Below are 24,612 nucleotides of genomic sequence, written 5' to 3'. Positions count from 1 at the left end.
GCAGGGAGACGCCAATGAAAATCATCGTCGGCAATTGGGAAGAACTGCGCGGCCATGCGCAGCCGATCCGCTTCGAGGTTTTCGTCGACGAACAGAACGTGCCGGCCGAGATCGAGCTGGACGAGATGGATGCGGTGTGCGTGCATGCCGTGGCCTATGCCGAGGACGGTTCGCCGCTGGCCACCGGCCGCCTGTTGCCGGACGGCCATGTGGGCCGCATGGCGGTATTGAAGGCGGGGCGCGGCAAGGGCGTCGGCGGGGCGGTGTTGCAGGCCCTGATCGGGGCCGCGCGTGCGCGCGGCGACAAGGAGGTCATCCTGAACGCCCAGACCCATGCCGAGCCGTTCTACGCCGCCCATGGCTTTGCCCGCGAAGGGGAAGAGTTCATGGAGGCGGGCATTCCTCACATCATCATGCGCGCCAGCCTGGCGTAAGCATTCATCGTTACCGGCGCCGTCCCTCGATGGCGGCCGGTGAACTTCCTGTCCGTCCCAATTCCAGCGTGTTTCCGGCCAGGCGGAAGTAGCCCAGTTGCGTACCGAGTTCAAGGACGTTCTCCGCCACCCGTTCAGCGGTGCTGGCAAGTTCTTCCGAGGCGGCGGCATTGCGCTGCGTGGTTTCATTGAGCTGTGTCACCGCCATGCCGATTTCTTGTACGCCTTCTTCCTGCATGGTGGAAGACAGGGTGATCTGGTTGATTTGTTGGGAAGCCTGGCGGATGCCGTGCAGGGTGCCCTCGACCAGGCGCTGGCTGGTTTCTTCCGCCAGCGTCACGCTTTGTTCGGCGATTTCGCTGATTTCACGCGCGCTGTCCTGGCTGCGTTCGGCCAGCTTGCGAATCTCCATGGCCACGACCGAGAACCCGCGCCCGTTTTCGCCGGCGCGCGCCGCTTCGATGGCGGCGTTGAGCGCCAGCAGGTTGGTCTGGTAGGCGATGTCGTCGATTACCCCGACTTGCCGGGCGATGCCGCGCATGGCTTGCACCGTCGATTGCACGGCGGCGCCGCTCTTGTCGGCATCGGCGGCGGCGGCCAGGGCGATCAGGTCGGTGCGGCGGGCGTGTTCGCCGGTCTCCTGGATGGCGTCGCCCATGCTGGAGATGGCGGTGTTGACTTCTTCCACGGCGACGGCCTGCTCGTTGGAGGCGTGGGCCAGCGCTTGCGCCGTGGCGTTGAGCTGGCGCGAGGAATGGCCCAGCGACTGGGTCGAGAGTGTTACGCGCTGCATGATTTCCGTCAGCCGGTTGCGCATCGATTGCATGGCGTACAACAGGCTGCTGCTGTCGTTGCGGCGCAGCCTGACGTCGATATCTAGGTTGCCTTCGGCGATCTGGCGCACGATGTGGGCAGCATAAGCGGGCTCGCCACCCAATTCCCGGCGCAGGCTCACAATGATCCACACCGCCAGGGAAATGCCCAGCAGCAGACTGATGCCGGCAATCTGCAGGTTATGCAGGCGCAGGCGGCGGTATTCGGCGACCGCTTCGTCGTAGATGGTGCGCGTGGCTTGCTCCTGCAACTGGCCAAGGGTGGCCAGCTGGGATGCCAGCGTACCCAGCAGGGGCGTGATCTGCGGCCATAGCTGGTTGGCCTGGGCGACTTGGCCGGAGTCGATCAGGCTGGTCATGCCGGCGCGCTGTTCCTGGTATTTCTCCCAGCCTTTCTCGAATTCAAGGGCGACGCGGTTTTCCTCATGGGTCATGCCGCTGGCCATATAGGTATGCCAGCTTTCGTTGAGGGATGCATCCAGCGCTTTCAGCCGGGACAGTTGCCGGGCGATCTGCTCCTGCGGCGTCAAGCCGTCGCGCCCGGGCTCGTTCGACACGTTGAGCAGCATCAGCGCACGGCCCATGACATCCCGGTTGAGATAGAGCGCATCGCGCACCTTCGCAATCTGGATCAGGCTCAGCGTACGGTCTTCATAGACGTATTTCAGCTTTTCGTTGCTGGAGGCGATGCCGAGCATGCCGTACCAGGCGACTACCACCACAATGGCGCACAGCACCGTGACCAGGATTCCCAGGCGAACGGTGACCGTCAGTTTGCGTTGCACAATACTTTTCCTATTATTTTTTTCCTGGTTCGTACTATAACGAATTTATTGCACCGCAAGAGGGCGAAATAGCGGGCGAAATGGCCCTGGACGCGCCGTCTTTACCTGTTGATGTGGTTTCCCACAATACCGGCGGATTGGCCTCTGATACATACTGCGCCCGAACCGGAGAGGAGGAGTCTCCCGGACACAAAATAGCCTGAGCGGACGACGAGCCGTGGAGGGCCGGCGGTTTGCCAGGTACTTGAGCGCCATATTTACCTGAGGCAGGCCGGAAATTGATGCTTTTTGGAGAATGACAAATGACGGCAAAACAGCCTTTGTATAAGTCGCTTTACTTTCAGGTCCTGGTCGCCATTGTGATCGGCGTGCTGCTGGGCCACTTCTACCCATCCACTGGCGAAGCCATGAAGCCGCTCGGCGACGGTTTCGTCAAACTGATCAAGATGATCATCGCGCCGGTGATCTTTTGTACCGTCGTGACCGGTATTGCCGGCATGGAAGACATGAAGAAGGTCGGCAAGACCGGCGGCCTGGCCCTGCTGTACTTTGAAATCGTCAGTACCGTGGCGCTGATCATCGGCCTGGTGCTGGTCAACGTGCTCAAGCCGGGCGTCGGCATGAACATCGACCCGGCGTCGCTGGATACCAAGAGCATCGCGGCCTATACCGCCCCCGGCAAGCTGGGCACGGTGACCGATTTCGCCATGAGCATCATCCCTAACAGCATGATCGATGCCTTCGCCAAGGGCGATGTGCTGCAGGTGCTGCTGGTGGCGGTGCTGTTCGGCTTCGCGCTGCATAAGTTCGGCGGCCGCGGCACGATGATTTTCGACTTCATCGAGAAGATCTCGCATGTGCTGTTCTCGGTGGTCGGCATCATCATGAAGGTTGCCCCGATCGGTGCTTTCGGCGCCATGGCCTTCACTATCGGCAAGTACGGCGTGGGTTCGCTGTTCTCGCTGGCCAAGCTGATGGGTACCTTCTACCTGACCTGCCTGCTGTTCGTGTTCGTGGTGCTGGGCATCATTACCCGCCTGCACGGCTTCTCGATCTGGAAGTTCGTCAAGTACATCAAGGAAGAGCTGCTGATCGTGCTGGGCACCTCGTCGTCCGAATCGGTGCTGCCGCGCATGCTGGCCAAGATGGAAAACGCCGGCGCCAAGAAGACCGTGGTCGGCCTGGTGATTCCTACCGGCTACTCGTTCAACCTGGACGGCACCGCGATCTACCTGACCATGGCGGCCGTGTTCATCGCCCAGGCGACCAATACGCCGATGACCTTCGTGCAGGAACTGACGCTGCTGGCAGTGCTGATGCTGACCTCCAAGGGGGCGGCCGGCATTACCGGTTCGGGCTTCATCGTGCTGGCGGCCTCGCTGTCGGCGGTAGGCCACCTGCCGGTGGCAGGCCTGGCGCTGATCCTGGGCATCGACCGCTTCATGTCCGAAGCGCGTGCGCTGACCAACACCGTCGGCAACGGCGTGGCGACCCTGGTTGTGGCGAAATGGAGTGGAGAGCTGGATGAGAAGCGCCTGCAGGCGGTGCTGAACAATGAAACCAGCGAGGAGGCAAGTGCACCGGAAGCCGTGCTGGACCGCACGCAATCCAAGATGCACAACTAAGAAGAGCGATCCCCGGATGGGCCGGAAACGGCGCCACCGGGATGGCCGGCAAGTGGAAAAGCGGACTTCGGTCCGCTTTTCTTTTTGTATCGCCAGCTAATTGCCTTGGGACGATTCCGGCCGCGCAGGGCATGGGCGAAAAAAAAAGCCCACGACCTTGCGGTGTGGGCTTCAATCCAATTCTTTAAGGAGGAAATTGGAGGAGACAGGTGCTACTTTACTGCCGAGCATCAAATCGGGCCAATTTATCTTCCAAATATCAGATATTCGATTTGGTTATTTCTTGGCGGCATTCTGGGGCGGCGGGCATTGCCGTCAGAGGCTGCCGGCTGCCTTGCCATCCGCCGCTGCATCCTTCGCATCCGCCTGCACGCTGGGTTTGCACGGGATCTTGCATTTGGCATCGGTTGGCGGCTCGGCGGCATATTGCACGGCCATCAGATCGACGACATGTTCGGTCAGCAATGGCTCGCCCACGATGGGGACGCGCAACACGGTCGAACAACGGGTGCCGTAGTCCGGCGAGCGGATGAAGATCGGCGAAAGCATGCGCTCCTTTTCCAGGCCGACGCCGGTATCGGGCAGGCGGCAGTCGTTGGCGCGGGTGGCATCGGTCAGCATCTCGAAGAAGGTCTCTTCCGGCGCGCCCTGGCACAGCAGGCTGGCGAACTGCGCCTTGGCCCGCGTGACCTTGGGCCAGGGCGAGTCGAGCAGGGCATTGGACAGGCCATAGACGCCGTAATCCAGCGGTTTGCCGTTGCGTGCGTCTTCCTGGCCGCGGTTTGAATACCACAGCATGTTGTCGCGGTCGCCGACCAGCAGGTTGAAGCCGTTGAAGCGATGGGCGGTGGGTTCGATGTGCCTGAGGTATTCGGCCGGATCCATGTCGCCGGCCAGGTAGTCGGACACCAGCATGCCGCGGGTCGGCGCATCGGCGCGGCGTTCCGATGGCGAACGCACATTGGTCAAGGCGGCAAAGCGGCCGTCGCGGGTAGTGCCAAGCCAGGTGCCGCCGCCTTGCAGGTCGCGGCCGGCGAACACCTTCGGATAATCGCTCCACCAGCCGGCATCGGCCGCCGGGCGGGCATAGAATTCGTCGCGGTTGGCCGCCAGGATCAGCGGCATGCCGGGGATGACTTTCCAGGCGAAGATGATCAGGCACATAAGGCGACATCCTCGAAATGTTCTACATGGCGCGGCCCGTCGATCAGGGCGGGGATTCCTGCCTCGGCCAGCGCCTGCTCCAGCGCACGGCTGAAATCGTCTTCCTGGCCGGATGGAAGACGTTCATAGATTTCCATCCAGGTCTGCTTGCCGTCTTGTTCGCCCGGGCGGCGCTTGATGCCGACGGTGACATCGAAGCGGGTTTGCAATACTGCCTGCACGGCCTTGAGCCTGGCCTGCAGCACCTGCGTTTGCGCGGGCAGGACGCGGTAGTAAATGTAGAGATCCATGGCCTGTGGGCGTGGGTGCGTTGTTCGCTTATTGCGGATCGGCCAGCTCGTAGGGCAGATCGTGGAAATGCAGGGCAGGACCCTCGGCCGAACCCAGGTGAATCTGACCTTCGGCTGCGGCCAGCTTCATTTCCACCAATGCCAGCGAACGCCCTTCGCCGGCTGTTTCGGCATTGACCACCATGCCGCAGGGTTGCGCCGGATCGGCGCTGGAAAACACTTCGTTGCCGGCTACCACTGCATTGCTGTCCACGGTCGCCAGCATGGTGCGGCGCTTGAGTTTGCCGAGGTACTGGCTGCGCGCCACGATTTCCTGGCCGGGGTAGCAGCCCTTCTTGAAATTGACGCCGCCGATCAGCTCGAAGTTGACCATCTGCGGGACGAATTGCTCCTGTGTCGGCGCAGTGATCTGCGGCACGCCGGCGCGGATGTCGGACAGACGCCAGGCTTGCGGGCCGGTCGGCGTCAGGTGCTGGCTCAGCCTGGGCCAGGCGGCAATAGCGATTTCCGGCTTGGTGACCCATTGGTAGCGCGCGTTGCCGGCCGAGTCGGCCAGGCGGAGCAGGGTGCCGTTGGCGTTGTCGATTTTTGCGTAAGGTTCAGCCGGCAGCACCGGATACCATTCGGCCAGCGAATTCTTCGCCGCCGGGCCGGCCAGGCCGATGATGGCGGTATTGGCGCCCTGGTCGGACAGCTTGGCCTTGGCGCGCAGCACAAACATCTGCAGGCGCTTCTGGATGGCGGCCTGCAGCGGGCGCGGCAGTTGCAGGAAGATGAACTCGGGATTGCGCCACATCAGGAAACTGGCCAGTAGCCGGCCTTTGGGCGAGCAATAACCGGCCAGGCGGGCGGCTGAGGTGTCCAGGTGCTCCACGTCATTGGTGAGCTGGCTGTGCAGGAAGCTGGCGGCATCGTCGCCGGCCACGCCGATGATGCCCAGACCGGTCAATGGCGCCATGAAGCTCTCCAGGCTTTCAGGCGCGGGCGCAGAGGCACCAAAACCGAGCAATTCGGCGCCGTCGGCATCGAATTGTGCACCTTGCTGTTTCAGGAAGTCGAGCCAGACGGAGGTCGAGGCGGTCAGTTCAGTCATAAATATAAATAGTTTTGCGTGCGGTTGATGTGCAGCTTGCCGGTTGCCGCTGAAAACACTGCACGGCAGGCAAATTAGGCAACTGCCGTGCCAGCGATTATCATTGATGCCTCGATTATAGTGATGTCCGAAAAAACGCGTCAGGAAACAGGGATTTTGTATTTGGTATGAAGAAGTTATTTGTGACATTGCTCTTGCTGGCGGCCCTGGTGGCGACGGCCGGCATTTATTGGTCCAAGCAGCCCATCGTCGACGCGACCGGGCAGACCATTGCCTTCACCATCACGCCGGGCAGCGGCGTGTCGGGCGCTTCGCAGCAGATTGCGGCGGCGGGCGTGCCGATCAACCCCGACCTGTTCACCATCTACGCGCGTTTGAGCGGCGAGGGCGGACGCATCAAGGCCGGCAGCTACGAGCTCAAACCCGGCTATACGCCGCAACGGCTGCTGCTGCAACTGGTGCGCGGCGAGTTCGCCCAGGAGGCGCTGACCGTGATCGAAGGCTGGAGCTTCAAGCAGATGCGCCGCGCCATCGCCGAACAGCCGGCCCTCAAGCACGACACCATCACCTGGACCGACCAGCAGGTGCTGGCCAAGCTGACGACCGAATATACCCAGCCGGAAGGTCTGTTCTTCCCCGATACCTATCTCTTCGCCAAGGGGGCGAGCGATTTGCAGATCTACAAGCAGGCCTTCGCCCTGATGAACAAGAAACTGAATGAAGCCTGGAGCAAGCGCGACCTGTCGCTGCCGTATCGCACGCCCTACGAAGCCCTGATCATGGCCTCGATCGTGGAAAAGGAAACCGGCCAGAAGTCCGAACGCGGCATGGTGGCCGGCGTGTTCGTCAATCGCCTGCGGGTGGGCATGCTGCTGCAGACCGATCCCACCGTGATCTACGGCATGGGCGAGCGCTACCAGGGCAAGATCCGCAAGGCCGACCTGCTGGCCGATACGCCTTACAACACCTATACCCGCGCGGGCTTGCCGCCTACGCCCATCGCCTTGCCCGGCGCCGCCTCGCTGGCGGCCGCGATGAACCCGGACAAGACCGAGGCCTTATACTTCGTGGCGCGCGGCGACGGCACCAGCCATTTTTCGAGCAGCCTCAACGAACACAATCAGGCCGTCAACCGCTACCAGCGTTGATTCCTCCACTTATTCATTCAGCGGTCCCTTCATGGCATCAGGCAAATTCATTACCTTCGAAGGCATCGACGGCGCCGGCAAGTCGACGCATATCGCTTTCGTCGCAGAGCAACTGCGCGCACGCGGCCTGACCGTGGTCGCCACGCGTGAACCGGGCGGCACCGAGCTGGGCGAAAAGCTGCGCGAACTGCTGCTGCACCAGAAAATGCACCTGGAAACCGAGGCCTTGCTGATGTTCGCCTCGCGCCGCGAACACCTGGCGCAGGTGATCGAGCCGGCGCTGGCGCGCGGCGACTGGGTGATCTCCGACCGTTTTACCGATGCCAGCTTCGCCTACCAGGGCGGCGGCCGCAAGTTGTCACTGGACAAGCTGGACGCGCTGGAACAGTGGGTCCACCCGCACCTGCAGCCGGACCTGACGCTGCTGTTCGATGTACCGCTCGAAGTGGCGCGAGCGCGCCTGGATGCCGAGCGCACCCCGGACAAGTTCGAGCAGGAGAAGGCCAACTTCTTCGCCGCCACCCGTGCCGAATACCTGCGCCGCGCCGCCGAATTCCCGGCGCGCTTTCGCATCATCGATTCCACGCGGCCCATCCCCGAGATCCGGGAAGAGCTGCGCGGCATCGTCGCGGCCCTGTGAGATTGCCATTCCATGAGTACACCCACTAATTCATCGCTGCTGCCCTGGCAGGACGAAAGCTGGAAGCAGCTGCAGCAGTTGCGCGAACGCCTGCCGCACGCCTTGCTGTTCTATGGCGCGCAAGGCACCGGCAAGACCGTCTTCGTCGAAGCCTTCGCCAAGTCGCTGCTGTGCGAGGCGCCGACTCCCGAGGCGCATGCCTGCGGCGCTTGCGCTTCCTGCAACTGGTTCACGCAATACAACCATCCCGACTACCGCCGTGTGCGGCCCGAGGTACTGGAAGACGAGATCGCCAGTGGCGATGAGGGCGAGGGCGGCGAGGAAAAGAAAAGCGCCAAGGCCAGCAAGACGCCCTCCAAGGAAATCAAGATCGACCAGATCCGTGCGCTGGCCGATTTCATGAACGTTTCCACCCACCGCTCCGGTTTGCGGGTGGTGATGCTGTACCCGGCCGAAGCGCTCAACACTGCGGCTGCCAATGCCTTGCTCAAGACGCTGGAAGAACCGCCGCCGGGCACCATGTTCCTGCTGCTGTCGAATCGTCTCGACCGCTTGCTGCCGACCATCCTGTCGCGCTGCCGCAAGTTCGCCCTGTCGGCGCCGCCAAAGGAGGCCGCGCTGGCCTGGCTCAAGGAGCAGGGCGTCAAGGACGCCGATGCCTGGCTGGCCGAACAGGGTGGGGCGCCGTTGGCGGCGCTGGAAGCTGCCCAGGGCGACAGCCGCGAGGTGCTGGACGAACTGTTGCGTCATCTGGCCCAGCCTGGCGTGGACGGCGCATTGCGCACAGCCGACAAGCTGCAGAAGGCGCCGGTGTCCGACCTGGTCGGCTGGGTGCAGCGCTGGCTGTACGACCTGTTCTCATTGAAGTCCGCCGACCACATCCGTTATTACCCGCGTTATGCAAAAGAGCTGGGCCGCTTGGCTGAACGCGCCGATGTCATTGCCATCTCCCGCGCGATCAAGGGCATGGGCGAGCGCCGCGCCATCGCGGACCACCCGTTGTCGGCCAAGTTGTTTATCGAGGAGATGCTGATCGATTACGCCGGCCTGTTCGACTGACCGATCGACCGGTTGATGGCCGTGCCTGCCGGCATTCCTGTTTGTTTTCATTGTTTTTATCATGAGCGCTTCCCACTATTCCCATCGCCTCGCCGTCCAGGGCGACCTGCCGGCCATCGTCGCCATCTACAACAGCACCATCGCCTCGCGCCAGGTGACGGCCGATACCGAACCGGTCGAAGTCCAATCGCGCCAGGCCTGGTTCGATGACCATGATCCGGCCCGGCGCCCGCTGTGGGTAGCCGAGCGGGATGGCGAAATCATCGGCTGGCTGTCCTATTCCAATTTCTATGGCCGCCCGGCTTATGCCGGTACCGCCGAGCTGTCGGTCTACATTCACGAAAAGGCGCGCGGCCTCGGCCTGGGGCGTTACTTCCTGGAGCAGGCGATTGCCCATGCGCCGCAGGTCAAGGTGCATACGCTGCTGGGCTTCGTCTTTGGCCATAACGAGCCCAGCCTGAAGCTGTTCGAGGCCTTTGCTTTCGAACGCTGGGCCCATATGCCGCGCGTGGCGACGCTGGATGGCGTGGAGCGTGATCTAGTGATTTTGGGCAAGCGCGTAGGATGAGCAAGCACTCTGCGGCTTGCTTGGGCAATGCTTAAGTCTTTTGAGAACAAAAAGGGAAGCTGATGCTTCCCTTTTTGTTGTGGCCCGGATTCTTGTTCGAAATTAGAAGTCGACTGTTGCCGACAGCTTGAAGGTACGCGGATTCCCGAGCGTAAGAACGTTGCCGTATTGCGAACTTGCTACCCAATACGATTTGTCGCCGATGTTTTCGATCGCCGCGCGCAACGTGACAGTCTGCTTCTGCATCGCGAATTTGTAGCGTGCCCCCAGATCGACCCGGCTCCACGACGGAATGGTGGTGGTATTGCCAGAGTTCACATATTGCTTGTCGGTGTAGATGTAGTTGGCGGACAGGACCAGATTGCGCATTTGCGGCACTTCCCAGTCTGCGGCAACGTTGAACAGGTTCTTGGACACGCCCGGCGCGTAATTGCCATCCTGGGCGCCAGACTGGGTCTTGTTGAGCTTGGCGTCAATGTATGAGTAGCCGCCGTTCAGGTGAAGACCCTGGACCGGGTCGCCATACATGGTCAACTCGATGCCGCGGTTGGTCTGTTCGCCGATGGCGCCGAAGGTGTAGGTGCTGCCGTTGATGCTATAGCCCGATGTCGGTTTCTTGATTTCAAACAGGCTGATGCCGCCGCCAATCTTATCGGCTTCCAGCTTGATGCCGACTTCGTTCTGCTTGGTCTTGTACGGAGCCAGCGGCTGGCTGGCATTGCTCACCGGGGTCGACAGGTACGTGGCGCCGGCCGTATCGCCCTTGCTCAAGCCTTCGATATGGTTGGCGTAAACCGACACCATGTTCCAAGGTTTGAGGACAATGCCAACCGCCGGCGAGTTGGCCGACTGGTTATAGGTCGAGGACTGGATGCCCGCGCTATATCCCTTGGTCAGGATATTCTGGTGCCGGATGCCCAGCGTCAGCATCAGGCGGTCATCGAGGAATGACAAGGTGTCCGAGATGGCCGCGCTGCGCAAGGTATTGCGCGAGGTTATCCCGGAATCCAGCAACGAAGCGCCGCCTGCATAGTTGGACGTGCCCTTGGCAGGCAAGGCAACATCGGCCGGGTTGTAAATGTTGACGGCATAGGAACCAGGATTGGAATCGAAGCCGCTATAGACGCTTTGCTGCATGGCCGAGAACGAAACATTGGCCTGGTGTTTCACGGGGCCGGTGGCGAACTTCAGCTTGACGCCGGTTTCTCCGCTCAAGGTGTCTTGCTTATTGGAGACGCGCAGCAGGCCGCCGGTGCCGACCCCGTTGGCGCCTACTGTCGGGGAAGAATATGTGCCGTATTCATTGGCATGCTGGGCGCCCGCTGCGGCATAAATCGTCGCATTGGGGGAGAGATCGTACTCACCCCTTACAACGCCGAAGGTATTTTCCAGAAGCGAGTTGGACCACGGCTGTCCGAAATTGCTGCTTGCCGATGGGGCCGATGGCGCAGCGGTGGCGGTAGGGCGCACGTTAACCGTCGAGCGTCCTTGCGTCACGGTCTGTTTTTGATAGGTGAAATCGGCGGAAAGGCGCAGGTTGCCGCTGCGCAGGTCGGAACCGAGGCTGAGCATGCGGGTGTTGCGGCCTTCTTTGTCGATGCTGCCCACGCCATCGCGGGCCAGGGCATTGACGCGTATGCCCAGTTGGTTGTCCGGTCCAAACCGGCGGCCGATGTCGACGCTCGCACCGAGGCGGCTGTCGCCCGTATAGTCAACGGTGAACTGGTTGATTGGGGTATCGGTCGCGCGCTTGGGAACGATGTTGATGGTGCCGCCCAACCCGGTCCCGTCGGGGCTTACCCCATTCAGGAATGCGGTTGCGCCTTTGAGCAATTCAATACGCTCCAGGCTTTCGACCGCGACCAGCTGGCGAGGCACAATGCCGTACAAGCCGTCATAGCTGATGGAGTCGCCCGTCAGGGTAAAACCGCGGATGGTGAACAGTTCCGAAAAATTGCCGTATCCCAGGCCTGTTCGTACCGTAGGGTCTGATGCGAGCGCATCGGCGATGCTCTTGGCTTGCTGGTTCTGAATACCTTCGGCCGTATAGCTGACCACACTGAAGGGGACGTTCATCGTGTCCTGGTTGCCGAGCACACCGATCTTGCCGCCCGTCACGATCTTGCCGCCGGCGTATGCCTTGCCTGGAACCGACTGGTCCTTGTCGGCACTGATGGTGACTTCAGGCAGTGCCGTATCCGTGCCAGGCTGTTTATCTGGTGGAGCGGTTTGCGCATGAACCTGGAAGGGAGTGATGAATGCGAGGGCCAATGCCGCGGCCAGCGGAGTGAGGCGGAGGGACATGAAATCTTTCGTGGAATGCAGCAAGAGCCGGGGCTTTGCTCGATTTGTATTGGATGGGTAAAACTGGGAAAATTATAATTGATAATAATTATTGTTTGCGTTCTCAATTATTATTTGAGGCCCAATTTGCTTCCGCCTGCATAAGAGTGTCTCGGAAATGCAAAAACACGCGATTCCACGGCTTTCAACGCCGGCAAGGTCGTCCATAGCCGCGGCCTGCCCAGCTGTGGCCGGGCAGTTCGGCATCTCACAGGATGTGCCGCTTATAATCCCGCAATGCCTTCGCCACGCTCCTTCTTCATATTGCCCACGGATAATTTTTCTGCCGTCACAGGATGGCGACATCACGCTGTCCTGTCCCGCCTGTTTTGGCTACGCTGGGCCACTATCGGCGGCGAGCTGCTGGTGCTGGCCGGAGCGCATTGGTGGCTGGAAATAAGCTTGCCGTTACCGGCGCTGCTGGGGCTGATCGGTTTGCAGGCAGCCATCAATGCGGCGACGATGGGACGCATGCATGTGGCCCATCCGGCCGGGCAAGGCGAGCTGTTCGTGCAGCTGCTGCTGGATGTAGCGGTGCTGTCGGCTTTGCTGTACTTCTCCGGCGGGGCCACCAATCCTTTCGTGTCTTTCTATTTGCCGGCGCTGGCGGCGGGGGCGGCCACGCTGGCATGGCCCTATGCCGGTGCACTGATGCTGTGCGCGCTGGCCGGTTATTCGGCGCTCGTCTATGTGTACGAGCCGTTGCACATCCATGACCACGAGCAGGCCATGACCTACCACTTGGCCGGGATGTGGATCAATTTCTCGATTTCGGCCTTGCTCATTACCTGGTTCGTTACCCGCATCGCCGCTGCCATGCGTATGCGCGACGCACAACTGGCGCTGGCCCGGGAGCAGCAGTTGCAAGGGCAACGTATCGTCGCGCTGGGTACCCAGGCGGCGGGCGCGGCGCATGCGCTCAATACGCCCCTGTCGACGGTGGCCGTGATCGCCGGGGAAATGCGTCGCGATATGGCCGGCAATGCCGCGCTGGCCATGTATGAAGAAGACCTGCGCATCGTCGAGGAACAGATCGCGGTGTGCAAGCAGGCGCTGGAGAGCATGCGGCTGGACGCCGATGCCCAGGGGCGCAGCGATGAGACCGCAGCGCTGGCGCCGTGGCTGGCCATGTTGATCGATGGCTGGCGCCTGCGGCATCCCGCAGTATTGCTGGCGGCGGATCTGAAGCAGGAAGGGATCGTGGCGGGCCAATTGCAGGAACTGTCGCAGATACTGCTGACCTTGCTCGACAATGCCGCCCATGCGGTCCGGGAGCGCGGCGGCGCCGGCGAGATTCGCTTGTCACTGATTGCCGATGCGGCACGCCAGCCTGCGAAGGAAAACCAAAAGACGGCTATCATTCGGGTAGCCGACAACGGCTGCGGTATCGCGCCTGAGCTGTTGCCCCGCCTGGGTGATGGGCCGGTGGACAGCCGTTCCGGTGGCCGCGGCATCGGCCTGATGCTGGCCTTCGCCGCGGCGGCGCAGATGGGAGGCCGCTTGCAACTGCGTTCAGTGGTGGATGAGGGGACGGTGGCTGAATTGCAGTTTCCCGTATCCTGACGCGGCCTGATTTTACGTATCGACAACGACTGGTTTCTGATTTTTGATGAGCGCTGCTTTCCTGATCCTCGACGACAACGACGTTTTTGCCGGCACGCTGGCGCGCTCGCTCACGCGCAGGGGGTTTCGCGCCACTGTGGCCCACAGCGGCGAGGAGGCACTGGCAGCGGCGCGCAAGGAAAGCTTCGACTACGCCACCATCGACCTGCAGCTGGAAAAGGATTCCGGCCTGCAATGGGTCTCCCCGTTGCGCCAGGCATTGCCGGACGCACGCCTCCTGGTGCTGACCGGTTATGCCAGCATTGCCACCACGGTGCAGGCGATCAAGTCGGGTGCAGACAATTACCTGTCCAAGCCGGCCAATGTCGACTCCATCCTGTCGGCGCTGGCCCACGGGGATGCGCGGGACGAAGCGGCCGACATCGCCCCGCCGGCCGACGAGGCGGCTCCGCTGTCGCTGGAGCGCCTGGAATGGGAACATATCCAGCGGGTATTGGCCGAGCACGAGGGCAATATCTCTTCCACCGCCCGTGCGCTCAACATGCATCGCCGGACTCTGCAGCGCAAGCTCTCCAAGCGGCCGGTGGCGAAGTAGCGCCTTCTCAAAGCCTCCTCCGGGGGCGACACCTGCGGCGCATCGCTTTACAATAGCGGCCATGTATATCGATTCCCATTGCCACATCAATTTTCCCGATCTCGCCGCGCGCTTGCCTGAGATTTTCGGCAAGATGGCTGAAAACAAGGTCAGCCATGCCTTGTGCGTGTCGGTCGACTTGCCTGACTTCCCGCAAGTGCTGGCGCTGGCCGAGCAATATCCCAATATCTACGCATCGGTCGGCGTGCATCCCGACTATGAGGACACGCCCGAACCGGACGTCGAGCAACTGGTCAAGCTGGCCGACCATCCGCGCATCGTCGCCATCGGCGAGACCGGGCTGGACTACTACCGCCTGCAAGGCGACCTGGAATGGCAGCGTGAGCGTTTCCGCACGCATATCCGCGCCTCGCGTGCGACAGGCAAGCCGTTGATCATCCACACCCGCTCGGCGTCGGAAGACACCATCCGCATCATGCGTGAAGAAGGCGCGAGCCCGCAGGCCGGCGGCGCGGCGGGCGTGATGCATTGCTTCACCGAGTCGCAGGAAGTGGCCGATGCCGCCATCGAGCTTGGCTTTTACATCTCGTTTTCGGGCATCGTCACCTTCAAGTCGGCCAAGGACCTGCAGCAGGTGGCGCGCACCATTCCGCTGGAGCGCATGCTGATCGAGACCGATTCACCCTACCTGACGCCGGTGCCGTTCCGCGGCAAGACCAACGAACCCGGCTATGTGCGCCACGTCGGCGAATTCATCGCCGACCTGCGCGGTATTTCCGCTGCCGAAGTCGCACGCCAGACCAGTGACAATTTCTTCAAGCTGTTTGGAATCGCACCATGACGTCTTTGCTGGAAAAGATCCGTTCCCGTGTCGGCCGCTTCGGCCGCGTACTGCTGTACACCTCCATGCTGCTGCCGGGCGCGGCGCGCGCCGGCGCCTATGAAGAGTATTTCCAGGCGATCCGCATGGACAATGTCTACTTCCTGAAGCAGTTGATGCAGCGGGGAATGGGGCCCAACCTGATCGAACCCAGGCGCGGCTATACCGGCCTGATGCTGGCCATCCGGGAGGATTCCATGAAGGCCTTCAGCCTGCTGGTCAACGCGCCTGACGTCAACCTTGAAGCGCAAGCCACCAACGGCGATACGCCACTGATGCTGGCGGCCTTCTACGGCAACATCCCGGTAGTCAAGCTGCTGCTCGCACGCGAGGTTGAAGTCAACCGGCCGGGCTGGGCCGCCTTGCATTACGCCGCCATCAATGGCAGCTCCGAGATCGTCAAGCTGCTGCTGGATGCCTCGGCCTATATCGATGCCGAATCCCCGGATGAGAAAATGACTCCGGTCATGCTGGCCGCCATGCGCGGCCGGGTGGCGGCGGTGGAAGTGCTGCGCGACGGCGGCGCCGATCTCACGCTGAAGAACAAGGATGGCCTGACCGCGATGGATCTGGCGCGGCGCTATGGGCAAACCGAAGTGATCGAGGTGCTGCAGGAAAAACCGCGTTTCTGAACGGTTTTCTTCCATCCATAAAAAATCCCGGGCTACCTTACGGCGCCCGGGATTTTTATTAGCCGTAGCCCGCTATCAGGGCACGAGGATCTGGCGACCAACGTCCTTGATGTCCTTGGTGCCGGTCAGCGCCATGCTCACATCCAGTTCCTTGCGCAGGATTTCCAGCATCTGGGAAACGCCTTCGCCGCCCATGGCGCCCAGGCTGTAGAGGAAGGCGCGGCCGATCATGGTGCCCTTGGCGCCCAGCGCCACGGCCTTCAGGATGTCCTGGCCGGAGCGGATGCCGCCGTCGAACCAGACTTCGATCTGGTCGCCAACCGCTTCGGCAATCGCCGGCAGCGCCTGGATCGACGACATCGCGCCGTCCAGCTGGCGGCCGCCATGGTTGGAAACCACCAGCGCATCGGCGCCGGTCTGGGCCGCGATCTTGGCATCTTCCACGTCCAGGATGCCCTTCAGGATCAGCTTGCCGCCCCATTGTTCCTTGATCCAGGCAACGTCGTCCCAGTTCAGGGTCGGGTCGAACTGGCTGGCGGTCCACTTCGACAGGGTTTGCACGCCGCTGCCGCTGTTGCCACCATTGATGTGGCCGGCCAGGTTGCCGAACGTCTTGCGGCCGCCCAGCGCGCGCAGCGCCCAGCCGGGCTTGCTGGCCAGGTCGAGCAGGGTGTCCAGGGTCAGCTTGGGCGGCACCGACATGCCGTTCTTCAGGTCCTTGTGGCGCTGGCCGAGGATCTGCAGGTCCAGCGTCAGCACCAGGGCCGAGCACTTGGCGGCCTTGGCGCGGTCGATCATCGATTTGACGAAACCGCGGTCACGCATCACGTAAAGCTGGAACCAGAACGGCTTGGTGGTCACGCTGGCGACATCTTCGATGGAGCAGATGCTCATGGTCGACAGCGTAAAGGGAATGCCGAACTTCTCGGCGGCGATGGCGCCCAGCATTTCGCCGTTGGCCCATTGCATGCCGGTCAGGCCGGTTGGCGCAATGGCCACCGGCATGGTGACATCGTGGCCGATCATGGTGGTGCGCGTGCTGCGCTCGTCGACATTGATCGCCACGCGCTGGCGCAACTTCAGCGCGGCCAGGTCGTCGTTGTTGGCGCGATAGGTGCTTTCGGTATAGGAGCCGCTATCGGCGTAGTCGTAGAAGGCCTTGGGAACCCGTTTTTTCGCCAGCAGGCGAAAGTCTTCGACACAGGTCATGACCGGCATATTGTTTTCTCCGTAAAAATGAAACGCGGCACATGGCCGCGGGGCAGGGTGGAGCGCCGGCACGAACCGGAATCGGGGCTGCTCCGAGCTTGTCACTATGCTAGATCAAAGCGGTGATGCGTGGGGTGAATCCATTTCCGTCTATCCATGAAAATTTTATATGACCCAAGGCCCGGAAGGTATCGGAAGAACCCGTGATGAGCTATGGGTTTGGGCTGATATGGGAGCGGATTTCCCTGGTCTGGCACCCGGCTCAGGCGGCCACGATCCGGGCGGCCGCGATGCCGCTGCGCACAGCGCCTTCGAGCGTGGCCGGATAGTCGCCGGCCACATAGTCGCCTGCCAGCGCGAGCCCGGACGGCAAGCCGGTATTGATCGGCCGTTGCAGTCCTGGTGTGCAGGAAAATGTCGCGCGCTTTTCGGTGATTACCTTGCTCCATTGTGGAATGGACAATTCGGGGCGCCCGAAGTCAACCGCCAATTGTTGGGCGATGCCATCCAGCAGCGCCGCGTGGCCGTCTGCGATGGCTTGGCCGGCGGCGCTGACGACTACCGCCAGCAGTCCTGCATCGGCAGCATCGGCGCTCAGTTGCCCACGGTCAAAGGCAAATTGCCCCCATGCACGGCGCTGCGGATCGTCGGCCAGTGCGCAGAACGGCAGCGGCAGGCGCAGTGTCGGCGCATATTGCAGGTAGCAGGTAGTGATCGGTTCGTACGCCAGTGCGTGCAAGGCGCTGGTATCGCAAGCGCTTGCCGGCCCCCGGGCTCCATCCAGCAATTGCGCGGCTGCGTCGGCGCCGGTGGCGATGATTATCCCGGCGAATTCGCCAAGATTGCCGCCCTGACGGTCTTCCAGGCGCCAGGTGCCGGCATCGCCAGTGGCGTGCAAGCAGCCGACCGCAGTGCCGGTGATGGCTTGTCCGCCGCGTTGCCCAATGTACGCTGCGGCGGCTTGCGGCAGGATGGCGCTGAGGTCGATACGCGGAATCAGCATGTCGGACGCCGCACGGCGTGCGCCCAGGCTATCGCGCAGCACGTTCAGGAATACCTTGGCCGACGCGCGTTCAGGGGGCGTGTTCAGTGCGGCGATGCAGAGCGGATTCCACATCAGCCTGATCAGGCGCGGCGTCTGTTCGAAGCGTTCCAGCAGTTCGGCCACGCTGCAGTCCTCGTGCAACTGCCAGCCCATCCAGCGCGCGGTGGTGGAAAAACGCGCCAGCGCCATCTTGTCTTCCTTGCCCAATCCTTTGGCGCGCAGCAACGCGATGGCTACATGCAGCGGCGCTGGCAGGCGCGGTGCGACGAAGTCCATGCCTTCGCCGCCGGCTTGCAGCGGATAGCGCATCTGCAGCGGCAGGCGCAGCAAGGCCTCGGCCGGTTTCACGCCGACTTGCTTCATCAGTTTGAGCGAGGCGCCATAAGCGCCCAGGAGGATGTGCTGGCCATTGTCCAGCGTGCGGCCGTCAATCTCTATGCGGCGTGCACGCCCGCCGAGGATCTTGCCGGCCTCGAACAGGCTGACCTGGCTGCCGGCCGCCGCCAGCGTGACCGCTGCTGCGCAGCCGGCCCAGCCGCCGCCGATGACGGCGTAGTGGCGCGCGGAGTCGTTCGGCATCAGCCGAACACGTAGGTTTTCCACGCCAGCCACAGTTTGCGGATGGGCGTGAGGGAGATGCGCTGGTTCAGCACCTGGTAGCCGTCGCGCTCGATTTCATCGAGCAGGGTGCGGTAGATCTCCGCCATCATCAGGCCGGGGCGCTGTGCGCGGCGGTCTTCCTTGGGCAGCAAGGCGAAGGCTTCGTCGTAGATGGCGTGGGCGCGCTGCACCTGGAATTTCATCAACGCTTCGAAGCGATCGCTGTGGCGGCCGTTGAGGAGGTCGGCGGCGGTCACGTTGAATTGCTGCAGTTCGTTGACGGGCAGGTAGATGCGGCCACGGCGGGCGTCTTCGCCGACATCGCGGATGATGTTGGTGAGCTGGAAGGCCAGGCCCAGCTTTTCCGCATAGAGCAGGGTGCCGCCCTGGGTATGGCCGAAGATGCTGGCCGAGAGGATGCCCACCACGCCGGCCACGTGCCAGCAATAGCGCTGCAGGCCGGGGTAGTCGAGATAGCGGCTTTGGTCGAGGTCCATCTCCATGCCATCGATGATGGCTTGCAGGTGCTCGCCCTTGAGCTGGTAGACGGCCACGTGCGGATGCAAGGCCTTGGTCACCGGGTGGGTCGGGTTGCCTTCCAGCATGGCGGCGATTTCCTTGCGCCACCACATCAGCTTGGTGCGGGCCACCATCGAATCTTCGATTTCATCGACCGTGTCGTCGACTTCGCGGCAGAAGGCGTACAGCGCCGTGATCGCGCGCCGGCGTTCCGGCGGCAGGAACAGGAAGCTGTAGTAAAAGCTGGAGCCGCTGGCGGCGGCCTTCTGTTGGCAGTATTCGTCTGGAGACATGGGTAGCGGCGGTGGGTGCGTGGCGTACAAATGCCTTTTGTGACCTTTTGGCGCCGGAACAGGCAAAATCCGGCAAAGGCGCTATGCTAGCCGAGTGCGCACAGGAGGGCAAATGCGGCGCTACCATCGTATTGCGGCGGGCCATGATGTCCATTAAGCTCAAGGCACCAATTGCCGCCGTAAAAATACGCGTGAAGCCTATAAAAACAGGGCGGTTCCTGCCGATATAGAGGCAACTGAACGATCGCACGGACAAGGAAGACCGCACGCGGATGGCACGATGCGGCGCAACAAACGACCGATAACCTTGGAGGCTGGAGACGTCATGGACAGACTGGAAATCTTTCGCAACATCGCTTCGCAGGCCGGACGGGGGGAGCTGGTGTTCCCGGCCAACGTCAGTGCTTCGATCAAGCTGCAGCAGGCATTGTCGGATCCCGACTGCCACCTGGAGCAGGCAGCCAAGCTGGTGATGGCCGAGCCGCTGGTGTCGGCGCGTACCGTTGCCATTGCCAATTCGGCCGCTTACAACCGCTCCGGCGGCGAGATCAACAACGTGCGCGTTGCCGTCATGCGGCTGGGCTTCCGTACCCTCAACACCATTACCACTTCGGTCATCGTGCGCCAGCTGGGCCGCACCATCAGCAATCCGGCCATGCGCATCAAGGCCGCGCAGCTGTGGGAACACTGTGCCCACGTGGCGGCCACTGCCCACGTGCTGACTTCCAAACTGACCAATGGCGACCCGGAAACGGCGATGTTCGCCGGTATCGTCCATGAAGTTGGCGGCTTTTACCTGCTGTCGCGCACCGATGAGTTCCCGGATTTGCTGGCGGGCGGCGTCGAGGATTGGGCCGAGTATGGCGAGAAGATGATCGGCCGCTCCGTGCTGAAGAAGCTGGGGGTACCGCAGCCAGTGACGGAAGCGATCGAGTCCCTGTGGCATGGCGTGCGGGTGCTGCCGCCGGTCACCATCGGCGATGTCTTGCTGCTGGCCAAGGAGCTGTCGCCGGTGCCTTCGCCGTTCCAGCGCACGGTGGCCGAAGCCGGCATCGGCGGCGAGAGCCTGGTTGATGACTACATCGGCGACCAGTCGTTGCGCGGTTTGCTGGACGATTCGGAAGAGCAGATCCGCTCGCTCACCACGGCCTTGCTGGTCTGATAATAGCGGCTCCGATGCTGTAGCGCCCGCCCGGCTGGAATGGCCTGGCGGGCGTTGTTACATGGTGAGGCCGCGCCAGCCTACCGTCAGCCAATCGGCCTTGCCCAGCTTGGGACGGTGACGAAATACGTCGCCGTTGACCCGCTCGATACGCTCCAGGATGTGCAATCCGCCTTGGACCACCAGCCGCAGCTCCCAGCCGATCCGCCCTGGCAGGCGTTTTGCCAATGGCGCGCCCGAGAGCATCAGCGCCCGCGCACGTTCTACCTCAAACCGCATCAGCGCTTGCCAGCGGGCATCCGCCTGGGCATCGGCAATGTCTTGCTCCTTGACGCCGAATCGCTCCAGGTCTTCCAGTGGAAGATAGATGCGCGACTTTTGCCAGTCGATGGCAACGTCTTGCCAGAAATTGATCAGCTGGAGTGCGCTGCAGATGGCGTCGGAGTCGCGTAAATTTTGTTCGGTCGGCGCTTCGTACAGGTGCAACATCAAGGCGCCGACCGGATTGGCCGAACGGCGGCAATAGTCCAGCAGATCCTCATAGTGCGCATAGCGGGTGGTCACGACATCCTGTTTGAAGGCCGAGAGCAGGTCGCGCATGGGCTGCAGCGGCAACTGGTGTTTTCGTATGGCGTCCTGCAGGCGGCGGAAGATGGGGGCTTCACAATGCCCCGCTTGTGCGATCAGGTCGAGCTGCTGTTCATAATCTTGCAGCGCGGCTAGGCGCTGTGCGGGCTGGGTATCGCCCTCATCGGCAATATCGTCGGCACTGCGCGCGAAGCCATAGATGGCGCTTACCGCAGGCCGCAGGCGGGCAGGCAAAAGCAGGGAGGCGACAGGAAAATTTTCGTAGTGGTCGACAGCCATGAAGCCGCTTTTCTATTCGCATTGAAAAATGTCGAGCCGACTATAATCGATGCGCGTTGGCGGCGCCACCCCGGAGTGTTTTCAATGGGCCAACTGCTCCTGCATGGGGGCGGCGTCAGTCTGCGCTTTATAGATTTCATAGCCGCTCTTGCCATTGCGCTTGACCTGATACATCGCGCTGTCGGCACACTGGATCAGTTCCGACAAGTCGCGCGCATGGTGCGGATAGAGGCTGATGCCGATACTGGCGCCGAGCATATACTGGCTTTCGCCGACCTGTACCTGCTGCATCATCTGGGACAGCAGTTTCTTGGCCACTTCAAAGGCCTGCGCTTCATTTTCCAGCTGGGTGCCGATCACGATGAATTCGTCGCCGCCCACGCGGGCGCAGATGTCGGTGCTGCGCACGATAGCCTTGATCCGTCCGGCGATGGCCTTGAGCACTTCATCGCCTACGTGGTGCCCGGCCGTATCGTTGATGGGCTTGAAGTTGTCGAGGTCGATGTAGAAGATTGCGACCATATGGTGCGGGCGCGTGGCCAGCAGCAGCGCGTGGTCGAACAGGGTGTTCATGTAGCGCTTGTTGTTCAGGCCGGTCAGCGGATCGAGGAAGGCCATGTCCAATGCCTTGGCTTCTGCTTCCAGCAAGCGTTTCTGGAACTGCGAAAGCGTCGCCGCCAGCAGCGACATGTATTGCAGCAACACCAGCACGGTGCCCAGCAGGAAACCGTTCTTGAACCAGCTCGGATAGAGTTCGATGAGCACCGGTCCGCAGAGCCAATGGATGCCCATCGCAGCGGATGCGACAGCGACCGGCAGCAGCCAGCGAGGGATTTCGCTGCGGTTTTTGTAGCTGGCCCATGCCATCCAGAACATGAATCCCGCATTCGCCACTGAATATCCCACGTTGCGCACGAACGGCGAAACATCCGCCATCCATGCGATCAGCAGCCACACTTCGGCCAGTGCCGCCGTGAGCCAGAACCAGCGCCACTTGGCATCGAGATTCAAGAATCGGCACAAGCCGGTCAGCAGGAAGGGTTTTTCCAGAATGTTGATGGCGGCATAGATGGAAACGATCAGGCGCACATCGTGGGTGGGGATCAGCAGGATCAGGCTAAGGCGAGCCAGCAGCGCGAAGGAAATTGAAATGGCCCACCAGCCGGAACCGGAATTGGTGCGTGGAATGCGGCGGGTCCAGAGAAACAGAAGGAAGAAAACGAAATAAACGCTGAAGCCGAAGGTATGCACCATCTCGTACGACATGACCATTTTTCTGCCTTTGCAAGTTACATCACCCGTTCATTGAAAAGCGCTCGGAGCCGCGATGAACCGCTTGCAGGCGAAACGCTTGGTCAATGATTCCCCATATGGCTGGGTTGGATAATAAACAAGGCTAACCGTGCGGTAAACAAAGTGTTGGCGATACGTGCAATTTATCCACAATCCTTGCCTGGCAAGGCTTTGCGCGTACCGTAAATTATTTCCGGGCGGCTATTTTGGCGTGAGTTTTGGTGTGTGAAGGCGAGGCGGCTGGATGTGCTTGTATGTATGACGGCGCATACGTGCAGAGGGGGGACATGCCTTAGAACTTGTCCTTGAGCAGTGCTTCGATGGTCGCAATGCGGGTCTCGACGGTATCGAGCAGCGATTTGGGCATGGTGCCCCCGGCTGCCAATTGCGATGCCAGCGAACGTGCAATGCCCATGGCGCCCTGGGTGAACTGCCGGCCATCCTTGGACAGCACCGCAGCGGCGGTAAACAGTGTCGAGAACAGGATCTGGTCGGCCGTATTGTTCTCGATGAATTTATTGAGCAATGCGTTGTGGCTTTGCTTCAATGCGTCGAATTCTTCCTGAGTGGGCATGGTGGTTCCTGAACGGCCTCCGAGTTCCTGAGTCGTTCAGGACAGGGAGGCATGCAATATCAAGGGATCGTCTGGTGCGAGGAGGGGGACTCGAACCCCCACACCATTGCTGGCGTCAGGACCTAAACCTGGTGCGTCTACCAATTTCGCCATCCTCGCTAAAGGTGTCGGACATCGGTGCGATAGCAGTCTGGAAGCGCCGTTGCAGCAGACTTGCCGCTACCGATGCGGGTAGCATTTTCGTAAAGCGCGCTATTGTACTGCATGCCGTTGCGCATGTCTGTGTTTTTCGGAAACGCCCGATTTCCGGCGCAGCAAACGGCTGCACCGGCTTGCAGCCTGCTGCCGGAAGTTGCGTTTTGCCGGTTCGGTAGTACCATGCCGGGCCTGGCTTTGCGCCAGTTTCAATATCATCTTTCGGGAATTGCCATGACACGCTATCGCCATTACAAAGGCGGCATCTATGAATTTGTCGGCGAGGCCACGTTGGAGTCGGACCTGACGCCCATGATCGTCTATCGCGCTGCCAACGGGACCTTGTGGATACGGCCGCAGGAGGTCTTCCATGAAATGGTCGATGTCGACGGCAAGCAAGTGCCGCGCTTCGAGCTGCTGGTCGACTGAACCGGTTGCTGCCGACGCTAACGGCACATTGTTGCTTCAAGTCTTTTTTCCGATTTCACGTTCACATTCACCGCAGGCAGATATTCATGAAACTCAATGCGCACTCCCTGGCTTGCCTTTTTCTCTGTGTCGGCGCCGTCGTGGCAGGCAGCGCGGTTGCCGATGAGCTTGCGGAGGTGAGTACGGCTTTCCGCTGGCTGGGCAAGAACGATCGTGTGGTCATCGAAGCCTATGACGACCCCAAGGTGCTTGGGGTGACCTGCTATGTTTCCCGTGCGCGTACCGGCGGCGTCAAGGGGACGGTCGGCCTTGCCGAAGACAAGGCGGAAGCATCAATCGCCTGCCGCCAGGTTGCCGCTACGGTGCAATTCAACGGTAAGCTGCCGGTGCAGGAAGACGTGTTCACCGAACGCATGTCCATGCTGTTCAAGCGTCTGCACGTGGTGCGGGTGGTGGACGTCAAGCGCAATACCCTGGTCTACCTGACCTACTCGGACAAGCTGATCGACGGCAGTCCGATGAATGCGGTGACGGCTGTGCCGGTGGCGGCGTCGGCGCCGATTCCGGTCAAGTAATTATCGCGGTTATCCGCCGCCGCCCACCGGCGCTGGTTGCTTGCCAGAAATCAGCACCTTGCGCGGTGGCCGCGATGCGAGATGAAATTCTTGCAACTGCCAGCGTTGGCCTGTGTTTCAAGGCAATGCGGGCACTTTGGATGGGCTTTGCGAGGCCGCGTGTCCAATTTTGGACTCCGCGCGGTTTTTGCGTATAAAA

At 61.5% G+C, this 24,612-nt stretch carries 24 protein-coding genes and 1 tRNA gene; 13 read left to right on the top strand and 12 right to left on the bottom strand.

Annotated features, from left to right (window positions below; genetic code table 11):
• The first annotated feature begins 14 nt into the window (after positions 1-14).
• A complete protein-coding gene (locus AKL28_RS08205; RefSeq protein ID WP_050467629.1) occupies positions 15-434 on the top strand; it encodes a GNAT family N-acetyltransferase in 420 nt (139 codons plus the stop codon).
• A gap of 10 nt (positions 435-444) precedes the next feature.
• Here AKL28_RS08205 and AKL28_RS08200 read toward each other — a convergent pair whose 3' ends face one another.
• The gene (locus tag AKL28_RS08200) at positions 445-2,052 is read right to left on the bottom strand and encodes a methyl-accepting chemotaxis protein (RefSeq protein ID WP_050467628.1); all 1,608 of its coding nucleotides are present in this window, start codon (positions 2,050-2,052) and stop codon (positions 445-447) included.
• Between the two features lie 302 nt (positions 2,053-2,354).
• Here AKL28_RS08200 and AKL28_RS08195 point away from each other — a divergent pair, with 302 nt between their 5' ends.
• The gene (locus AKL28_RS08195; RefSeq protein WP_050467627.1) at positions 2,355-3,677 is read left to right on the top strand and encodes a dicarboxylate/amino acid:cation symporter; all 1,323 of its coding nucleotides are present in this window, start codon (positions 2,355-2,357) and stop codon (positions 3,675-3,677) included.
• A 315-nt stretch (positions 3,678-3,992) separates the two neighbouring features.
• On the opposite strand, the gene AKL28_RS08190 is transcribed toward AKL28_RS08195, so the two are convergent.
• From AKL28_RS08190 to ygfZ, 3 genes are read right to left on the bottom strand one after another with little or no spacing between them, the layout of a single operon-like run.
• Complete coding sequence (locus AKL28_RS08190; RefSeq protein WP_050467626.1) at positions 3,993-4,841, bottom strand: NRDE family protein; 849 nt, start codon at positions 4,839-4,841, stop codon at positions 3,993-3,995.
• Positions 4,832-5,131 carry a DUF4936 family protein gene (locus AKL28_RS08185; RefSeq protein ID WP_050467625.1) on the bottom strand — a complete coding sequence of 100 codons (300 nt, stop codon included), beginning with the start codon at positions 5,129-5,131 and terminating at the stop codon, positions 4,832-4,834. Before AKL28_RS08185 ends, AKL28_RS08190 begins: the two co-directional genes overlap by 10 nt.
• Before the next feature lie 28 nt (positions 5,132-5,159).
• The gene (gene ygfZ / locus AKL28_RS08180) at positions 5,160-6,224 is read right to left on the bottom strand and encodes a CAF17-like 4Fe-4S cluster assembly/insertion protein YgfZ (protein ID WP_050467624.1); all 1,065 of its coding nucleotides are present in this window, start codon (positions 6,222-6,224) and stop codon (positions 5,160-5,162) included.
• 167 nt (positions 6,225-6,391) lie between these two features.
• Between ygfZ and mltG the strand changes: the two genes are divergently transcribed.
• The 4 genes from mltG to AKL28_RS08160 all read left to right on the top strand — a co-directional run bounded on the left by mltG (position 6,392) and on the right by AKL28_RS08160 (position 9,639).
• Positions 6,392-7,372 carry an endolytic transglycosylase MltG gene (gene mltG / locus AKL28_RS08175; protein ID WP_050467623.1) on the top strand — a complete coding sequence of 327 codons (981 nt, stop codon included), beginning with the start codon at positions 6,392-6,394 and terminating at the stop codon, positions 7,370-7,372.
• Positions 7,373-7,403: 31 nt separating this feature from the next.
• Entirely contained in the window at positions 7,404-8,012 is a 609-nt protein-coding gene (gene tmk, locus AKL28_RS08170) for a dTMP kinase (protein ID WP_050467622.1), read from the top strand.
• 12 nt (positions 8,013-8,024) lie between these two features.
• Positions 8,025-9,071, top strand: coding sequence for a DNA polymerase III subunit delta' (locus tag AKL28_RS08165; protein WP_050467621.1), 1,047 nt, complete (start codon positions 8,025-8,027; stop codon positions 9,069-9,071).
• A 61-nt stretch (positions 9,072-9,132) separates the two neighbouring features.
• On the top strand, positions 9,133-9,639 hold the full coding sequence (locus AKL28_RS08160; RefSeq protein ID WP_050467620.1) for a GNAT family N-acetyltransferase: 507 nt from the start codon (positions 9,133-9,135) through the stop codon (positions 9,637-9,639).
• Positions 9,640-9,741: 102 nt separating this feature from the next.
• Here AKL28_RS08160 and AKL28_RS08155 read toward each other — a convergent pair whose 3' ends face one another.
• Positions 9,742-11,943 (bottom strand): TonB-dependent receptor, encoded by a 2,202-nt coding sequence (locus tag AKL28_RS08155; RefSeq protein ID WP_082221419.1) that lies wholly within the window; start codon positions 11,941-11,943, stop codon positions 9,742-9,744.
• Positions 11,944-12,384: 441 nt separating this feature from the next.
• On the opposite strand from AKL28_RS08155, the gene AKL28_RS08150 reads away from it, so the two are divergent.
• The 4 genes from AKL28_RS08150 (at position 12,385) to AKL28_RS08135 (ending at position 15,652) form a co-directional block, all read left to right on the top strand.
• Complete coding sequence (locus tag AKL28_RS08150; protein ID WP_231602370.1) at positions 12,385-13,545, top strand: ATP-binding protein; 1,161 nt, start codon at positions 12,385-12,387, stop codon at positions 13,543-13,545.
• 46 nt (positions 13,546-13,591) lie between these two features.
• Positions 13,592-14,140, top strand: a complete 549-nt coding sequence (locus AKL28_RS08145; RefSeq protein ID WP_050467618.1) for a response regulator transcription factor — start codon at positions 13,592-13,594, stop codon at positions 14,138-14,140.
• Between the two features lie 61 nt (positions 14,141-14,201).
• A complete protein-coding gene (locus AKL28_RS08140) occupies positions 14,202-14,981 on the top strand; it encodes a TatD family hydrolase (RefSeq protein WP_050467617.1) in 780 nt (259 codons plus the stop codon).
• On the top strand, positions 14,978-15,652 hold the full coding sequence (locus AKL28_RS08135; protein ID WP_050467616.1) for an ankyrin repeat domain-containing protein: 675 nt from the start codon (positions 14,978-14,980) through the stop codon (positions 15,650-15,652). Before AKL28_RS08140 ends, AKL28_RS08135 begins: the two co-directional genes overlap by 4 nt.
• Before the next feature lie 75 nt (positions 15,653-15,727).
• Here the strand turns inward: AKL28_RS08135 and AKL28_RS08130 are convergent, their stop codons facing one another.
• The 3 genes from AKL28_RS08130 to hpnD all read right to left on the bottom strand — a co-directional run bounded on the left by AKL28_RS08130 (position 15,728) and on the right by hpnD (position 19,318).
• On the bottom strand, positions 15,728-16,870 hold the full coding sequence (locus tag AKL28_RS08130; RefSeq protein WP_050467615.1) for an alpha-hydroxy acid oxidase: 1,143 nt from the start codon (positions 16,868-16,870) through the stop codon (positions 15,728-15,730).
• A 253-nt stretch (positions 16,871-17,123) separates the two neighbouring features.
• Positions 17,124-18,518, bottom strand: coding sequence for a hydroxysqualene dehydroxylase HpnE (hpnE, locus tag AKL28_RS08125; RefSeq protein WP_331456555.1), 1,395 nt, complete (start codon positions 18,516-18,518; stop codon positions 17,124-17,126).
• A complete protein-coding gene (gene hpnD / locus AKL28_RS08120) occupies positions 18,485-19,318 on the bottom strand; it encodes a presqualene diphosphate synthase HpnD (protein WP_050467613.1) in 834 nt (277 codons plus the stop codon). The genes hpnE and hpnD overlap by 34 nt, the downstream gene beginning before the upstream one ends.
• Before the next feature lie 325 nt (positions 19,319-19,643).
• Between hpnD and AKL28_RS08115 the strand changes: the two genes are divergently transcribed.
• Positions 19,644-20,480 (top strand): HDOD domain-containing protein, encoded by an 837-nt coding sequence (locus tag AKL28_RS08115; protein ID WP_050467612.1) that lies wholly within the window; start codon positions 19,644-19,646, stop codon positions 20,478-20,480.
• A gap of 57 nt (positions 20,481-20,537) precedes the next feature.
• Here AKL28_RS08115 and hpnC read toward each other — a convergent pair whose 3' ends face one another.
• The 4 genes from hpnC to AKL28_RS08095 form a co-directional block, all read right to left on the bottom strand.
• Positions 20,538-21,347, bottom strand: a complete 810-nt coding sequence (gene hpnC, locus AKL28_RS08110; RefSeq protein ID WP_050467611.1) for a squalene synthase HpnC — start codon at positions 21,345-21,347, stop codon at positions 20,538-20,540.
• Positions 21,348-21,428: 81 nt separating this feature from the next.
• The gene (locus AKL28_RS08105; RefSeq protein WP_231602369.1) at positions 21,429-22,613 is read right to left on the bottom strand and encodes a GGDEF domain-containing protein; all 1,185 of its coding nucleotides are present in this window, start codon (positions 22,611-22,613) and stop codon (positions 21,429-21,431) included.
• A 319-nt stretch (positions 22,614-22,932) separates the two neighbouring features.
• A complete protein-coding gene (locus tag AKL28_RS08100; protein ID WP_050467609.1) occupies positions 22,933-23,214 on the bottom strand; it encodes a hypothetical protein in 282 nt (93 codons plus the stop codon).
• A gap of 72 nt (positions 23,215-23,286) precedes the next feature.
• Positions 23,287-23,373 (bottom strand) — tRNA-Leu (locus AKL28_RS08095).
• A gap of 270 nt (positions 23,374-23,643) precedes the next feature.
• Between AKL28_RS08095 and AKL28_RS08090 the strand changes: the two genes are divergently transcribed.
• The gene (locus AKL28_RS08090; RefSeq protein WP_050467688.1) at positions 23,644-23,838 is read left to right on the top strand and encodes a DUF1653 domain-containing protein; all 195 of its coding nucleotides are present in this window, start codon (positions 23,644-23,646) and stop codon (positions 23,836-23,838) included.
• An 86-nt stretch (positions 23,839-23,924) separates the two neighbouring features.
• Entirely contained in the window at positions 23,925-24,413 is a 489-nt protein-coding gene (locus AKL28_RS08085; RefSeq protein WP_050467608.1) for a CreA family protein, read from the top strand.
• Positions 24,414-24,612 lie beyond the last annotated feature (199 nt).

Origin of the sequence: Herbaspirillum chlorophenolicum (assembly GCF_001189955.1) — a bacterium.
In the GTDB taxonomy this organism is placed as follows: Bacteria; Pseudomonadota; Gammaproteobacteria; order Burkholderiales; family Burkholderiaceae_D; genus Herbaspirillum; species Herbaspirillum chlorophenolicum.
The sequence above is the reverse complement of the archived record's forward strand: the minus strand, read 5'-3'. Positions and strand labels throughout refer to the sequence as shown.

Bases quoted from the DNA above. Each gene is read 5' to 3' on its own strand.
- AKL28_RS08205 (WP_050467629.1), top strand. From the start codon at position 15: ATGAAAATCATCGTCGGCAATTGGGAAGAACTGCGCGGCCATGCGCAG.
- AKL28_RS08195 (WP_050467627.1), top strand. From the start codon at position 2,355: ATGACGGCAAAACAGCCTTTGTATAAGTCGCTTTACTTTCAGGTCCTG.
- AKL28_RS08190 (WP_050467626.1), bottom strand. From the start codon at position 4,841: ATGTGCCTGATCATCTTCGCCTGGAAAGTCATCCCCGGCATGCCGCTG.
- AKL28_RS08185 (WP_050467625.1), bottom strand. From the start codon at position 5,131: ATGGATCTCTACATTTACTACCGCGTCCTGCCCGCGCAAACGCAGGTG.
- ygfZ (WP_050467624.1), bottom strand. From the start codon at position 6,224: ATGACTGAACTGACCGCCTCGACCTCCGTCTGGCTCGACTTCCTGAAA.
- mltG (WP_050467623.1), top strand. From the start codon at position 6,392: ATGAAGAAGTTATTTGTGACATTGCTCTTGCTGGCGGCCCTGGTGGCG.
- tmk (WP_050467622.1), top strand. From the start codon at position 7,404: ATGGCATCAGGCAAATTCATTACCTTCGAAGGCATCGACGGCGCCGGC.
- AKL28_RS08165 (WP_050467621.1), top strand. From the start codon at position 8,025: ATGAGTACACCCACTAATTCATCGCTGCTGCCCTGGCAGGACGAAAGC.
- AKL28_RS08160 (WP_050467620.1), top strand. From the start codon at position 9,133: ATGAGCGCTTCCCACTATTCCCATCGCCTCGCCGTCCAGGGCGACCTG.
- AKL28_RS08155 (WP_082221419.1), bottom strand. From the start codon at position 11,943: ATGTCCCTCCGCCTCACTCCGCTGGCCGCGGCATTGGCCCTCGCATTC.
- AKL28_RS08145 (WP_050467618.1), top strand. From the start codon at position 13,592: ATGAGCGCTGCTTTCCTGATCCTCGACGACAACGACGTTTTTGCCGGC.
- AKL28_RS08140 (WP_050467617.1), top strand. From the start codon at position 14,202: ATGTATATCGATTCCCATTGCCACATCAATTTTCCCGATCTCGCCGCG.
- AKL28_RS08135 (WP_050467616.1), top strand. From the start codon at position 14,978: ATGACGTCTTTGCTGGAAAAGATCCGTTCCCGTGTCGGCCGCTTCGGC.
- AKL28_RS08130 (WP_050467615.1), bottom strand. From the start codon at position 16,870: ATGCCGGTCATGACCTGTGTCGAAGACTTTCGCCTGCTGGCGAAAAAA.
- hpnD (WP_050467613.1), bottom strand. From the start codon at position 19,318: ATGTCTCCAGACGAATACTGCCAACAGAAGGCCGCCGCCAGCGGCTCC.
- AKL28_RS08115 (WP_050467612.1), top strand. From the start codon at position 19,644: ATGGACAGACTGGAAATCTTTCGCAACATCGCTTCGCAGGCCGGACGG.
- hpnC (WP_050467611.1), bottom strand. From the start codon at position 21,347: ATGGCTGTCGACCACTACGAAAATTTTCCTGTCGCCTCCCTGCTTTTG.
- AKL28_RS08105 (WP_231602369.1), bottom strand. From the start codon at position 22,613: ATGTCGTACGAGATGGTGCATACCTTCGGCTTCAGCGTTTATTTCGTT.
- AKL28_RS08100 (WP_050467609.1), bottom strand. From the start codon at position 23,214: ATGCCCACTCAGGAAGAATTCGACGCATTGAAGCAAAGCCACAACGCA.
- AKL28_RS08090 (WP_050467688.1), top strand. From the start codon at position 23,644: ATGACACGCTATCGCCATTACAAAGGCGGCATCTATGAATTTGTCGGC.
- AKL28_RS08085 (WP_050467608.1), top strand. From the start codon at position 23,925: ATGAAACTCAATGCGCACTCCCTGGCTTGCCTTTTTCTCTGTGTCGGC.